The 12,789-nt window shown below is 69.0% G+C and carries 11 protein-coding genes and 1 pseudogene; all 12 read right to left on the bottom strand.

Annotated features, from left to right (window positions below):
- A pseudogene (locus Q1K70_RS04845) lies at nucleotides 1-328 on the bottom strand (flagellin); the annotation flags it as partial.
- Nucleotides 329-599: 271 nt separating this feature from the next.
- Nucleotides 600-2,255 carry a flagellar hook protein FlgE gene (locus Q1K70_RS04840; protein ID WP_300156436.1) on the bottom strand — a complete coding sequence of 552 codons (1,656 nt, stop codon included), beginning with the start codon at nucleotides 2,253-2,255 and terminating at the stop codon, nucleotides 600-602.
- Between the two features lie 45 nt (nucleotides 2,256-2,300).
- Nucleotides 2,301-2,993 (bottom strand): flagellar hook assembly protein FlgD, encoded by a 693-nt coding sequence (locus Q1K70_RS04835; RefSeq protein WP_300156434.1) that lies wholly within the window; start codon nucleotides 2,991-2,993, stop codon nucleotides 2,301-2,303.
- 14 nt (nucleotides 2,994-3,007) lie between these two features.
- Entirely contained in the window at nucleotides 3,008-5,011 is a 2,004-nt protein-coding gene (locus Q1K70_RS04830; protein ID WP_300156433.1) for a flagellar hook-length control protein FliK, read from the bottom strand.
- 117 nt (nucleotides 5,012-5,128) lie between these two features.
- The gene (locus Q1K70_RS04825) at nucleotides 5,129-6,571 is read right to left on the bottom strand and encodes a glycosyltransferase family 9 protein (RefSeq protein WP_300156431.1); all 1,443 of its coding nucleotides are present in this window, start codon (nucleotides 6,569-6,571) and stop codon (nucleotides 5,129-5,131) included.
- On the bottom strand, nucleotides 6,561-8,252 hold the full coding sequence (locus Q1K70_RS04820) for a glycosyltransferase family A protein (protein ID WP_300156429.1): 1,692 nt from the start codon (nucleotides 8,250-8,252) through the stop codon (nucleotides 6,561-6,563). The genes Q1K70_RS04825 and Q1K70_RS04820 overlap by 11 nt, the downstream gene beginning before the upstream one ends.
- Before the next feature lie 9 nt (nucleotides 8,253-8,261).
- Nucleotides 8,262-9,950, bottom strand: a complete 1,689-nt coding sequence (locus Q1K70_RS04815) for a glycosyltransferase (protein WP_300156427.1) — start codon at nucleotides 9,948-9,950, stop codon at nucleotides 8,262-8,264.
- A gap of 6 nt (nucleotides 9,951-9,956) precedes the next feature.
- The gene (locus Q1K70_RS04810; RefSeq protein WP_300156425.1) at nucleotides 9,957-10,301 is read right to left on the bottom strand and encodes an STAS domain-containing protein; all 345 of its coding nucleotides are present in this window, start codon (nucleotides 10,299-10,301) and stop codon (nucleotides 9,957-9,959) included.
- Nucleotides 10,289-10,720 carry an ATP-binding protein gene (locus Q1K70_RS04805; protein WP_300156423.1) on the bottom strand — a complete coding sequence of 144 codons (432 nt, stop codon included), beginning with the start codon at nucleotides 10,718-10,720 and terminating at the stop codon, nucleotides 10,289-10,291. Before Q1K70_RS04805 ends, Q1K70_RS04810 begins: the two co-directional genes overlap by 13 nt.
- 78 nt (nucleotides 10,721-10,798) lie before the next feature.
- Nucleotides 10,799-11,272: a D-aminoacyl-tRNA deacylase gene (gene dtd, locus Q1K70_RS04800; RefSeq protein WP_300156421.1), complete on the bottom strand. Its 474-nt coding sequence runs from the start codon at nucleotides 11,270-11,272 to the stop codon at nucleotides 10,799-10,801.
- A gap of 15 nt (nucleotides 11,273-11,287) precedes the next feature.
- Nucleotides 11,288-12,181 (bottom strand): nucleoside deaminase, encoded by an 894-nt coding sequence (locus Q1K70_RS04795; protein ID WP_300156419.1) that lies wholly within the window; start codon nucleotides 12,179-12,181, stop codon nucleotides 11,288-11,290.
- A 21-nt stretch (nucleotides 12,182-12,202) separates the two neighbouring features.
- A complete protein-coding gene (queD, locus tag Q1K70_RS04790) occupies nucleotides 12,203-12,598 on the bottom strand; it encodes a 6-carboxytetrahydropterin synthase QueD (RefSeq protein ID WP_300156417.1) in 396 nt (131 codons plus the stop codon).
- Nucleotides 12,599-12,789: the final 191 nt, after the last annotated feature.

Raw genomic sequence — 12,789 nt, 5'->3', positions numbered from 1 at the left:
GGCGCTGGTCCGAGGTGTAGGTGCCGGTGGCCGCCTGTTCGGCCAGTTCCTTCATGCGGATGAGCTTTTCGTCCACGACCTGGAGCGCGCCGTCCGCCGTCTGGATCATGGAGATGGCGTCGTTGGCGTTGCGCACGCCCTGGTTCAGCGTGGAAATATCGGAACGCATGAGCTCGCGAATGGCCAGACCCGCCGCATCGTCGGCGGCGGTGGTGATGCGAAGGCCCGAAGAAAGACGCCGTGTCGATGTCGCCAGAGCGCCGTACGAGTTGGACAGGTTTCTTGAGGCGTTCATCGCCATCATGTTATGGTTGATGACCAGGGACATAAAAACCTCCTTGTTGCAACCAGACGTTCCTTGTTGGTTTTGCCTTTATTAAGCACAAGTCGTACCAACAAGATTTTCCCCTTTAATATCAGTATATTGTATTGTTCTTTTGCGCCCCTGGGAAAAATCTACCGCGCCCGGCGCCAAAGTCTTCACGTCTTCAGGCGCGGCGCGGCGGCCCGGCGGGCCGGCGGCCTGCAAGGTTTTCCGCGCCATGAAAAAGGCCGCCTCCCGGGGGAGGCGGCCTCGACGCGTTGGGGGGAGTCGCCGGCTAGCGCTTGAGCTGGATGACCTCGGAGAGCATGGAGTCCACGGTGGTGATGGTCTTGCTGTTGGCTTCGAAGCCGCGCTGGGTCACGATCATGTTCACCATTTCCGTGGCCAGGTCGACGTTGGACGACTCCAGGGTGTTGCCGGAGATCGCGCCCACGGACCCGGTGTTGGCCCGGTTGGTGGTGCCCTGGCCCGAGTCGAGGGTGGACGAGTAGAGGTTGTTGCCTTCGCGGCTTAAGCCCTGGAGGTTGGTGAAGTTGGCCAGGGCCAGCACCCACAGCTGCAAGGTCTGGCCGTTGGAGAAGGTGCCGGTCAGCACGCCGTCGGTGTCCACGGAGACGCTGGTCAAAAGCCCCGCCGTGTAGCCGTTTTGCGAGCTGAACACGGTGGAGGAGGACGTGGCGTAGTTGGTGGTGACGTTGCTGTTGATCTTGAGCGTGGCCGGGTCGAAGTAGGCCAGCGTGGTGGGGTCGCTGGTGACGCCGGACAGGTTGCCCGTGCCGGTGGGATCGGTGAAGCCCTTGGTGTTGCGCATGCCGAGGTTGAGCGTGACCAGGGTGGCGTTGGCCTGGTCGGTGAAGCTGGCGTTGGACACGCCCTTGAAGTTGGCCGTGAACGTGGGATAGCCGTTGGAGGTCGAGGCCACGGACCAGTCGGCCGCGTCGAAGCTCGTGGAATTCACGTAGCTGCTCGACAGCGTATAGGAGCTCATGTTCGTCATGGAGCCCGAAGAGTCGAAGGTCATGGTGCCGAGCGAAAGCAGGCCCGCTTCCTTGGAGTTCGGATAGAGGGGGTCGCCGTTGGCGTCCACCCGCCCGTCCTCGGTGGGGTCGCAGGTCACGGCGTATTCCCAGTATTCGCTGCCGTCCTGGCTGGTGACCTTGTCGTAGTAGACGGTGAGCGTATGGGGCGAGCCGTTGGCGTCGTACACCTTGAGGGTGGTCTGGTAGGTGTAGTTGTCCGAGGACATGGCCGGACTGGCGGTGCCGTCCCAGGATTCGCTCATGGCGTAGAAGTAGTCGGAACTGGTGGAGTCGCGCGTGGCCGCGCCGGTGGAATCGGAATCCAGGTTGGTGATGACCGTGACGCTGGTGGTGGCCTTGGCCGGGCTCGAATAGGAGTCCAGGACGATGTCCTGGATCTCGCCCGCCACGGGCGTCTGGCTGAGCGTGGTGCCCGAGGCCGTGGCGGAGTCGACCTTGTCCTGGTCCACCTTCCAGCCCTGCACGGCCAGGCCGGTGGTGGAGGTGAGGTAGCCGTCCTCGTCGAAGCTGAAGTCGCCGGCCCGGGTGTAGTAGGTCGTGGTGTTGCCCGTGTTGAGCATCTTGCCGTTAGACCCGACCTGGCTCTTCTGCTTGACCATGAAGAAGCCGTTGCCGCTGATGGCCATGTCCAGATTCTCACTGGTCGTTTCCAGGCCGCCCTGGGAGAAGTCGCTGACGACGGACCCCACGCGCACGCCGCGGCCGACCTGGTCCACGCCCGAGGCCGTGCCGATCGTGGCGCTCATGAGATCCACGAAGTCCGTGCGCGCGCCCTTGAAGCCGACGGTATTGGTATTGGCCAGGTTGTTGCCGATGGTGGTCATCCGCGTCGAGTTCGCCTGCAGGCCGGAAACGCCCGACCACATGGCTGTTCCAAGTCCGACTCCCATGATCGTTCCCCCTTTGCGTCTTCACTGCGGCGCAGCTCTGGAAGCCTAGTTGCTTGCGCTCGACGATTCGTTGACGACGTTGGTGATGTCCGTGAAGGCCACGTACCGGTCGTTGCCGATATCGAGGTAGTAGGTGCCGCTTTCCTGCTTGATGCCCGAAACCGTGCCGGTCATGGTCGACGTGACCGAAAGGACGTTGCCGTCGGCGTCGGTGGCGTTGACCGCCACCTGGTACTGGCCGTCGTCCATGGTGTTGCCGTCGTAGTCCTTGCCGTCCCAGGTGAACTCGACCTGGCCGGCGCTGGTGGCCCCGAGGTCCACGGTGCGCACGATCTGGCCCGTGCTGTCCAGGACGTTGACCAGGCAGGTCTCGGCGTCGTCGGGCAACGTGAAGGTCACAGCAGTGGCCGTGCCGCTGTTGAGGCTGACGGCGGTGCCCGTGGCGTCGATGGTCTTGCCCATGAAATTGACCGCGCCCATGAGCTGCTGGGTCTCGCCGATGCTGGCCAGGTTCTCGATGCCGGTATTGATTTCGGTGAGCTGCTCGAGGCTCGAGAACTGGGCCAGTTCGGCCACGAATTCCTTGTCGTCCATGGGGCTGAGAGGATCCTGGTACTGCAGCTGGGTGACGAGCAGCTGCAGGAAGGCGTCCTGGCCCAGGGAGGAGGAAGAAGAGCTCGACGTGGACGTCGTGGAAGTGGAGCTGCTGGTTCCGAGAAGGCTGCTGACGTAGCTCATGGCTTACTCCCCGATTAGGCGAAAAGGTCCAGGCCCTGGGGCCGGTCGGCGATGGAGGACGGCACGAACCCGTCCGCGTCCGCCTCGAAATCGAATCCGTTGGCCCTGGCCAGGCGCTGGCTGGAGCGCAGGCGCTCGGCCTGCTCGCGCTGCTCCCGGGCCAGGTTGTGCTGCTCCGGGCTCTGCCAGGCGTTCTTGTCGTCGCTGGCGATGCCGGTCTGCACCTCGAGCTTGGTGACCTTGAAGCCCTGGTCCTCCAGGGTCTGCTTGATCTTGGCCGCCTGGTCGTTGAGCATGGCCGCCGTGTCGGACTGGTCCGCCGAAATGACGGCCCGGACTTCCTTGTCCTTCACGGTGATGGTGACGCTCACCTTGCCGAGGTCCTCGGGCGTGAGGTTGAGGGTGAGCTGCTTGGCGTCCTGACCGACGTTGCGCAGGATGCCGGTCTCGACCTGGCGGGCGGCGCGGGCGGCCAGGGCGGCGTCGAAGGGCTTGGCCGCGTTCTTGGCCACGTTCTGGCCGCCCGCCGCGTCCATGGCGGCCATGGTCTGGGTCGTCGCGCCGGAGGTCGTGCCGGTCGCGCCCGTCGCCTGGCCGGCGCCCTTCTCCACCCGGATCTTGCTCAAAAGTTCGCCGAGGGCTCCGTCCTGCCCGGTCTGATTGAAGAACCCCCCGCCCTGCTGTCCGGCGTTCTGGCCGGGGTTCTGCCCGGCATTCTGGCCGGCGTTCTGGCCGGAGGCGTTGTTTTCGGCCGAAAGCTGCATGGACTGGGCGGCGGCCTTCTCGGAGCCGGCCGGGCGGACCTGGCCGGCGGTTTGGCCGGCGGTCTGGCCCTGCTCGGAGGTCGTGGCCTGCGCGGCCGCTTCGCCGTGCCCGGCCAGGGTGGCCTGTTCGGCGGCCACGGCTCCGGCCTTGTTTTGAAGCGTATTGGCGGCGCTCTTTTCCGACGCGGACTTCTGCCCGGCCGTCTCGACGGCCTGCGCCCCCGTCGCCTGCCCTTCCTGGGGCACGTCGGCCAGCACGTCGAGGCCGGGCTTGGCGGCCGTGGACGTCTCGGACGTCTTCCCGCCCGTCTCCTGGCCCATGGCCACGGCCTGGGCCGCCTTGCGGGCCACGTCGTCGTTGTGCAGACCGGCGTTGAGCTTGCCGGATTCGCGCAGCCAGGCCTGGTCCAGGACCGCCGAAGCGGCCTGGCGGAAATCGGCCATGGCCTTGTTTTCCTGACTGATCTGGGCGAGCAGCGCGTTTTTGACCAAGTTGAAGGCCGTGGTCAGCCCCTGGCCGGAGAGCCCGGAGGCGGCGCTGGACTGGTCGAACAGGGCCGCGAGCTTGGACTGGGCCTCGTCCGAGAGGTTCATGGCCCGGCCCAGGGTGGTCATCTCGTTGGAATTGAGGCTCACCTTGGAATCGGCGGCAAGCCCAGCCACCTTGGCGTCGATGGCGTCGAGCACCGACTTGGTGTCGCCGCCGGCCAGGGCGTCGACCATCTTCTGGGATTCCTCGGCCGTGAAGCCGAGCTTGCCGAAAAGGCCCAGCAACTGGACGGTGTCCTCGTTGGAAATTTCCTTCTTGGCGGTCGAGGAGGTCGAGTCGGCCTTGTCCGACTTGTCGGTCTTGGAGATCTTCTTCTCCACGGTCCGCATCATCTCGCCCCAGGTCATGCCCGACTCGCTGCCCACCTTGGCGTCCATGGCGGCGAGTTCGTCGTCGGAGAATCCCTGCTCCTTGAGGTCGTCGCGCAGGGCGGCAAGATCTTCCCGGGTCATGCGCAGGTTCATGAGGTCGTCGTTGCCGGGCGTGCGGGCATCGTCCCTGGCGGACGTCGCATCCGCGGCGCGGGTCGCGGTCAGGTCGCTTCCCGTCGTGTTCAGCACGGTTTGGGAGGCGCCGGAGGTGGTCCTGGCGCTGTCGAGCAGGCTCGCGAAAAGCGCGGACTGGCGGCTGGCAAGGGTGGCGTCCAGACCACCGTTCTCGGTGGCGGAAGCGTTGCGTGCGGTGACGAGCGGAAGAATCTGCATACCGGACCTCCTGACGCCCGGTATTGTTCAAGTCTCGTTCCAAATGACGAAACGGCAATATTTCGTAAGGTTGCCGCAAGGGGCGCGGCGCGGGGCAGGAGTTTTTTTCCGCCCGGCTCAGGCGCGGGAGAGCAGGCCGGCCACGCGTTCGAGCAGGGACAGGCAGCGCAGACGGCAGGCGGGAGCGCCGTCGCCGTTTTGCAGCACCCGCTCGACGAACCCGGCCAGGGGACGCAGGCACGGGGCGAAGCCCAGGGCGAAGCGGGTGTCGGGCACGGCTCGGGCCCGGGCCTCGCGGCGAAGGGACGCGGCCAGGACGGCCAGCCCCCGGGCCAGATGGACCTCCAGCCGGGGATGGGCCGCGACGAGCACCTCCCGGGCGGCCAGGGCCGGGGCCTCGCCCCAGGCCCCGAGGAGCCAGCCGAACACGTCGCGCCAGAAGGCCCCCACCGCCTCCCGTGCGTCGGGCCGGGCGTCGGGCCGGGCGTCGGGCCGGGCCTCGGGCCGCAGCGGGTGCAGGGCGTAAAGCCCCAGGGCGTCGCGGGCGCTGACGGACAACTCGTACCCCGGCACGACCGCCCCGGCCAGCCGAGCGTCCTCGCTCCGGGCCAGGCGCGCGGCCACATAGGCCGCCCGGGCCGGATCCAGGCGCTCCCGGCAATGGGGCCGGCCGCGCACGCAGCCCCAGCAGCCCCGGCAGGACATGCGCGGCCGCAGCACGTAGTGCCCGGGCTGATAGGGGCCGGTCTCGTGGGCGCTGACCGGACCCACGGAGATGTTGAGCGTGCGCAGGCCCGTCCAGGCGGCCAGGTGCATGGGTCCGGTGTCCGGGACCACGAGCAGGGAAAGCTCCTGGCCGAAGACGGCCAGTTCCTTGAGCCCGAGCTTGCCGCACAGGTCGCTGACCGGAATGCCGGCCAGCCGGGCCACCTCGGCCCCGAGGGCCGCCTCGCCTGGGCCGCCGAGCAGGACCGGCGTCAGGCCGCGCCTGGCGAGTTCCCGCACGAGGCCGCCGTAAAAGGCCCGGCTCGGGCGCTTGTCGCGCTCGCTGGCCCCCACGAACACGCCGACGCGCCCGCGGCCCGGCCCGCCGACGCGGGGCGACGGCCAGGTCGTGGCCGCCATGTCGGCCACGGGAATCAGGTCCAGGGCGTTGAGCTCGGCCCAGTGGAAGCGGTTGTGGCGGTTGTTGTGCACCACCGAGGCCCGGTAGAGCTGCCAGTCGCCGGCCACGCGCACGACGCCGGCCGCGTCGGCCACGGGGCCCAGGCGCTTTCCGGCCGGGATGCGGCCGGCCAGGGCGGCGGCCTCGGGCCGGATGCTCAGGTTGACCACGGCGAAATGTTCCCGGACCGTGAGCTCCGCGCCCCGGGAAAGCGGCAGGTAGGCGGCCGGCGGGCTCACGGGAGCCAGGGGCGCGGCGAAATCCGGCTCGGCGACCACCGTCACGGGATGGTCCGGGTAGCGCCTGGCCAGCCACAAGAGCAGCGGATAGGTCAGGATGAGGTCCCCCATCCGTTGGGTCTGGATGACGGCGATGGGCGCGCCGTCAGCGGCCATGTCCCCCCTCCCCGTCCCTCGCTCCGCCCCCGGCCAGTCCCAGGCCCTCGACGACGTGGCGCTTGGCGGCCGCGTCTGCGGCCAGGGCGGCGAAAGCCGTGTCCGCGGCCCTGGCGACGGCCGCGTCGTCGTACTTGTGGTGGAGCTTGAACTGGTTGGCGAAGCCGAAGCCGTAGTTGACCCCGCCCGGCAGGCTGGCCGCGCCCGTGGCCTTGGCGTGGACCACGGCCAGATGTCCCTGGCAGACCGGAACCTTGCCGGCCAGGAGCAGGCGCAGGTCGTGGTCCAGGTCGTCGTACTGGGTGGGCGAAAAGCGGATGTCGAAATCCCCGACCGCGTCGAAGACGTCGCGGCAAAACAGGTGGCAGCAGCCCGTGACCGTGGCGCAAGGGCGAAGCTGGGCGTACTGGCCCCAGTCCGGGGTGACGAGCCAGGGGCTGGCCAGGTCGAAGGCCCGGCCGAAGCCGCCCTCCTCCCGGGGGGTGGGCAGCAGGTGGCTGTCGGCGCACTGGACGAAGGCCGGGGCGTCGCGGCCGACGATGCGGCAACCCCAGACCCCGGCTTCGGGGCGGGCGGCCACGGCCGCGCCCAGGCGTCCCAGCCAGTCCGGGGGCGCGAAGGCGTCGTCGTCGAAAAAGGCCGTGAACTCCCGGGCGCGGACCCCGGGCAGGCGCAAAAGCCAGTTGCGTGCCGCCGGCGCGCCCACGTTGACCGGAAGCGGCACGACCTCCAGCCGCCCGGCCAGGCGCTCGCGCCAGGCGGCGAGCACGGCGGCCGTGTCGTCGCCGCTGCCGTTGTCCAGGGCGAAAAGACGCGGCCCGCCGCCGGCCGGGGCGAATCCCCAGTCCGTGTCGGCCAGGCAGGCCAGGGTCGCGTCCAGGAGCCGGGCGTTGTTATAGGAATAGAGGAGCACGGCCAGGCTGCCCGGAAGCTTGGCTACGGCCGTGTCCGCGCCGCAGGCCAGGTCGTGCAGCCGTCCCAGGGCCAGCACGTCCCAGGGCCGGGCGGCGACCACGGCGGCCAGGGCGGCCACGGCCCCGTCCCGGTCGCCCAGGCGAACCAGGGCCTCGGCCAGAAGCAGCCGGGCGGCGGCGGAAGGAAAGGCGGACAAAAGGGCCAGGCAGGCGTCCCGGGCGGCCGCGCAGCGACCGGCGAGCAGGTCGAGCCCGGCCGCGGTCAGCGCGCCGAGGGGATGAAGCGCCCCCGACAGACCGGAAAAGACGTCCCGGGCCCGCTCGTAAAGCTCCCCGCCGCCGGCCGGCCCCAGGGCCATGGGCGCGAAGACCGACAGGCGGTAGAGCGGCGTCGGATCGTCCGGCACTTTCTCGTGGCGGGAGAGGAGGTAGTGCACAAGCTTGGGGATGTCGCGCCGGGCGGCCAGGCGGTCGAAATAGGGGTCCGCGACGGCCGGACGACTGGCGGCCTCGGCCACGGCCCGGGCGGCGACGGCCAAAGTCGGGGCCAGGGGGGCGGCGCTGGAAACGGCCAGGGCGGCCGCCTCGGGCCAGAAGGGCGCGCCCTCCCACACGGCCAGGCCCAGGGCGTCGGCCAGGGGCGCGGCCGAGGGGCCGGCGGCCAGGGCGGCGGCGCGGGCCGGGGCCAGGCCGGGGCCGCTGCCGCCGATCAGCAGGCGTCGGGCCAGGGCATGGGGGAGCCCGTCAAAGGGCGGCAGGAAGGACACGCCGCGTCCTCACGCCCCGAAGGTCTGTCGCATGACGTCGAAAAGCTGCGTCAGGCGCATGGGATAGGTGTGGTGGGCCAGGACGCGGCGATGGCCGGCCCGGGCCATGGCCTCGCGGGCCGGGGCGTCGGCCAGGTAGCGTTCCGCCAGCGCCTCGAGTTCCTCAGGGCCGTCGTAGACCGCGACCTCGCGGCCGGGCTCGAAAAGCCGGTCCATCTGCGCCCGGACGTCGGTCAAGAGAAACGCCCGGCAGGCCGGCACGTCGAAGACCCGCTGGTTGACCGCGCCCTTCATCTGGCGGCTGGTGGCGTTGAAGTTGACGTCGGACAGGGGATAGAACTGCGGCAACTGGTCGTAATAGGCCAATTCCGGCAGGTAGCTCCAGGTTCGCCCCTCCCCGTCCAGGCTGTCGTGCCAGCCCGGGTCGCCGACGACCAGGGGCTTAAACGGCAAAAGCCGCGTCAGGCACTCCTGGCGGTAGCGCCGGGTGGCCTCCCAAATGACGGCCGTCTCGAAGGCCAACTGACGTTCGGTCGTGCCCAGGGCGGCGTAGGCCGGCAGGAGATCGGGCCGGGACCGCTCCATGTACTGGCGCACCAGCCGGCAGGGCGAGGCGGCGAACCCCTCGGCCAGGGAGGCGAAGGCGTCGAATAAAAGACGCGACGGCCTCGAGGCGGCCAGGCGCATGGCGGTCTTTCGCCACATGGAATTGCCCACGAAAGAGAGTCTGGCCCGCCAGGGATGGGCCTCGTCGCGGGAGGCGCGCGGGGTGAAGCGCGTCTCGTCGGCGGCCAGCGGCAGGTAGTGGACGTGGGGGAACCCGGCCGAGACCAGGGGTTCGATGCTGTCCAGGTCCCAGGTGAAGATGACCGTGCCCTCGGTCGCGGCCGGCCGGTAGAGCGGCAGGGTGAGCTCGGGGCTATCCACGAACCATGAGGCCAGGGGCAGGCGCAGCTCGTGCAAGAGCCCGAGCAGCACGCCCTCGCGGTCCACGCCCAGGTGGTTGACGGTCAGGACGCAGTCGGGCCGGAAGCCCTCCACCGCCGCGCGCACCATGGCCACGAAGGCGTCCCGGTCCAGTTCGTCGCCGGTTTCGAGGTAGCGGCACGGCGCACCCAGGCGCTCGCAGGCCCGCACCACCTCGCCGAGCAGGAAAAAGCGGCTGGTCAGGCACAACACGCGCGGCAGCGCCTTGGGAAAGACCCGGCGCGGCGACGGCGCGGGCGCGGCGGCGGCCGGCGGCGCCAGCAGCGCGGCCAGCGCGCCGTACCAGGCCGGGTCCAGGCGGCGATGCACGGGGTGGACGACGGGGAAAAGGGGTTCACCCGGGGCAATGGCGGCGGCGAAGGCCCGGATGCGGGCGGCGGCCTCGGCCGGGTCGGCGTCGTCCACCCAAATCAGGCCCGAATCGTCGGCGCAGGCCTCGCGCGCGCCCGTGGCCAGGCTTACGGCCGCGTCCCTGTCGGCCACGGCCACGGGAAGGCCGGCCCGGCGGCAGGCGGCCACGGCCACGCCCAGGCCCGCGCCGAGAAAGACCGGTACGCCGCCGTCGGCCACCCGCGCGGCGGCCAGACGCTCCTCGGCGGCCCGCCCCGACCGGCCGGCCAGACTCCAGGTCTTGCCGCCCGACTCCAGGCGGACGTCGATGACGCGCCCGTCCTCGACGACGGGCGTGGCGACGGTGTCGGAGGCGGCCACCCCGCCCTACTTGCCGCAGGCGGCGGTCAGCGCGGCTTCGTCGGAAAGTATCTGGAAGAACTGCAGCAACTGCACGAGGCCCAGGGTCTTCTCCACGGGGGGGCTCAGGCGGTAGAGGAAAAAGGCACGCCCGGCGCTGCGCATGCGGGTGTTGACCGAAACCAGGAAGCCGATGCCGGAGGAATCCATGAAGGAGACGTCGCCGAGGTCGATGACCACCGTGGCCACTTCGTCCCCTTCCAACTCGGCGTCCAGAAGCCGCTTGAGGTCCCCGGTGATCTCCAGGGTGATTTCCCCGACGTAGTGCAGCATGAGCGCGTTGCCGATGCGCCGAAGAGTCAGCTTTTCCACTGCGTCGCCCCTATGTCCTTGTGAATGAAGACCACGTTTTCGCCGTCCCGCCGGTCCACCCGGCAATGGTTGGACAGCATGCGCATGATGTAGAGTCCCCGGCCGCCCTCGGAATCGGGCCCGGGGTTCTCGAAGCGGGCGTCGCCGGCGAAGCCCTTGCCCCAATCCACGATCTCGAGTTCGACCCACCGGCCGGGATTCACGCCCAGGCGCACTTCCAGCCGGCCGGGCGCGCCGCCGTAGGCGTGGCGACAGACGTTGGCGCAGGCCTCGGTGAGGATGATGTCCAGGTCGTGGAGGGCGTCGGGGTCGGCCAGGTGCTCGCGCGCCAGGTACTCCACCACCTCCTTGGCCAGCTTGCGGCTGTCGCCGGGATGGGAAATGGCCTGAAAGACCTTCTTGACCGCCGCGTGCTCCAAGACCCTGCTCCGATGGTTTGCGGCGGGCCGCGCCACGCCGTGACCTGACTACGCTTTGCGCCGAAACCTCGCGCGCCGTCAAGAGGCGGTGAAATCGCGGCTGTCGAGGACGATGGTCACCGGCCCCCGATTGACGAGGGACACGTCCATGTCCGCGCCGAACACGCCCGAGGCGACCTTGCCGGGCAAGGCCCGCCGGGCCAGTTCCACGAAGCGCTCATACAAAATAGCGGCCGCCTCCGGCGCGGCGGCGTCGGAAAACGACGGCCGCCGGCCCTTGCGGCAGGCGGCGTAGAGCGTGAACTGGGACACGAGCAAAAGCTCCCCGTCCGTCTCGCGCAAGCTCAGGTTGAGCTTGCCGGCCGCGTCGGGGAAGATGCGCAGGTCAAGCACTTTTTCAAGCAACATCCGAGAGACCGGGCCGTCCACGAAATCCGGCCCGTCGTCGCGGCCAAATCCCACCAGGGCCAGCAGCCCCGGCCCGACCGCGGCCACCTCGCCGTCGGCAACGTCCACCAAAGCGCGGCTGACGCGCTGGAGCACAAGACGCATGGAATCCCCCGACCGTCAGTAGCGGTACAAGTCCAGGCAGGCGTCCTTGAGAACGCCGCCGATCATCTCCATCGTGGCCGGCGCGTTGTCCACCACGGTCCGGCTGTCCACCTGGATGCGCGTGCGCCCGATGGCCACGGTGTCCGCGATGGAGGCCCCGTAGACGATGGACGTCACGTTGCACCAAACGGCCATGGCCGCGCACATCGGGCACGGTTCGCAGGTGCTCACCAGGACCGCGCCAGTGAGGTTCGTGTCGCCGTAGGCACTCACCGCTTCCCGCAGCACCTTGAACTCGGCATGACGGCTCGGGTCGCGATCCGTCACCGCCGTGTCATGCCCCACGGCCAGGATGTCCCGGCCCATGACCACCAACGCCCCGTACCCTTTGTTCCCTTCGGCAAAGGAAGCCTTGGCCTCGTCGATGGCGATGCGCATCATGTCGTCGAAACGGACGCGCACGATACGTTCCAGACAATGCGGCGCATGGGGCCGGATGGTGCGGTAGTCCCGGACAAAACGCAGCTGTGGGTCCAGGCGGGACAGGAAACGTTGCGTCGGGCGATCGTAGACCGCCCGGCAGACGTCGCGGGTATCCTTTCCCAGGCGAAGGCAGGCCTCCAGCGTTGGACAGGGGTTTTCCGAACGCCAGACGATCTCGTCCTCGGATTCGGCGATGACCGGCAATGTCTCGGGAGGCAGTCCCATGTAGGTAAAAAAAAGCGCCTCAAAGGCTTCCCGCGGCGTCAGGCCGTCCCGCCGTGACACCCGGTCGACCGCAGCGTCGATCCATTCCTCGCGCCGGGCCGCCACCCGCCGCTCCAACCGCCACAACGGCCCCTCCTGCAACTCCCGGATGCGACCCGCCACCTTTGCTTCGAAAGCGTCCGCCCCATCTGCCGTCATCATCGACTCCTCCGCTTCCAGACTTCACAATTCCATGTAGGTCGCCTTGCTGGCTTCCTTCTCGGACACGGACACGCTGACCAGCCGCGCCGCCTCGGCCTCCAGGGCCGGCTCCAGCGCGCGGTAGATATGGCGGGCCAGATTTTCCGACGACGGGTTCTCCCGATCGAAAGGCGGCACGTCGTTGAGATGCCGATGATCGAGCGCCGCCAGCACCTCCCGCAGCTTCCCGCGCAGCTTCTTGAAGTCGAGTAGATACTCCACCTTGGGGTCGAGACGCTCGCCCTCCACCACCACTTCGACGCCGAAGTTGTGGCCGTGCAGATTCTCGCACGGGCCCTCGTAGCCCCGCAAGCAATGGGAGGCGCAAAACCCCTCCGTCACCGTCAACCGCCATATGCCGCGTTTCGTCATGTGCATGAAGATGCCTCCGGCGGCCGGGGGGGATAATCCCCCCCGGACCCCCTTGCCCGGGGGCGCGCATCGGGCCCCCAATCAATGGATTCCAGAAAAATTACTTGCCTTTCCCCATGCGGCGCTTCGCCGCTGGCGCCCGTGGTCGGGGAATCGGTCCGGACGTGCTGGCCGGCTTTGCGGCCTGCGGGTGCGGA

Source organism: Solidesulfovibrio sp., from assembly GCF_029978005.1.
Taxonomy (GTDB): domain Bacteria; phylum Desulfobacterota; class Desulfovibrionia; order Desulfovibrionales; family Desulfovibrionaceae; genus Solidesulfovibrio.
The sequence above is the reverse complement of the archived record's forward strand: the minus strand, read 5'-3'. Positions and strand labels throughout refer to the sequence as shown.

Excerpts from the sequence above, each read along its gene's own strand:
- Q1K70_RS04825 (WP_300156431.1), bottom strand. The coding sequence starts at position 6,571 with ATGGCCGCTGACGGCGCGCCCATCGCCGTCATCCAGACCCAACGGATG.
- Q1K70_RS04830 (WP_300156433.1), bottom strand. The coding sequence starts at position 5,011 with ATGCAGATTCTTCCGCTCGTCACCGCACGCAACGCTTCCGCCACCGAG.
- Q1K70_RS04840 (WP_300156436.1), bottom strand. The coding sequence starts at position 2,255 with ATGGGAGTCGGACTTGGAACAGCCATGTGGTCGGGCGTTTCCGGCCTG.
- Q1K70_RS04835 (WP_300156434.1), bottom strand. The coding sequence starts at position 2,993 with ATGAGCTACGTCAGCAGCCTTCTCGGAACCAGCAGCTCCACTTCCACG.
- Q1K70_RS04795 (WP_300156419.1), bottom strand. The coding sequence starts at position 12,181 with ATGATGACGGCAGATGGGGCGGACGCTTTCGAAGCAAAGGTGGCGGGT.
- dtd (WP_300156421.1), bottom strand. The coding sequence starts at position 11,272 with ATGCGTCTTGTGCTCCAGCGCGTCAGCCGCGCTTTGGTGGACGTTGCC.
- queD (WP_300156417.1), bottom strand. The coding sequence starts at position 12,598 with ATGCACATGACGAAACGCGGCATATGGCGGTTGACGGTGACGGAGGGG.